General features: G+C 41.7%; 1 pseudogene. It reads right to left on the bottom strand.

Annotation, left to right across the window (positions count from 1 at the left end):
• Positions 1-74: 74 nt before the first annotated feature.
• A pseudogene (locus HC176_RS17410) lies at positions 75-381 on the bottom strand (malate dehydrogenase); the annotation flags it as partial.

A 381-nucleotide genomic window follows, 5' to 3' on the forward strand; every position in this document is an offset into this window, starting at 1 on the left:
CAGTAGGAAAATTCCGTTTTAAAAAGGCTTTTTTTGAGCAGCTTCTTCTGAAACTTATCTATACCTTAAAACTATTACTTTTTTAGGTCAAGAAGGTCATTCACTTTTGATACACCTTCTGCACTTTCTTTTAATTTCGATTGTTCAGCATCATCGAGTTCCAGCTCAACGATCTTTTCAATTCCGTTTTTACCAAGGATCACCGGCACCCCTATACAAAGATCATTAAGCCCGTATTCCCCTTCTAAAAGGGCAGAACAAGGGAACATTTTCTTCTGGTCACAAGCGATCGCCTGCACCAAAGAAGAAACTGCTGCTCCCGGTGCATACCAGGCGCTGGTTCCCAACATTTTTGTAAGGGTCGCACCTCCTACTTTAGTG

The sequence above is a fragment of the Tamlana crocina genome (assembly GCF_012037625.1).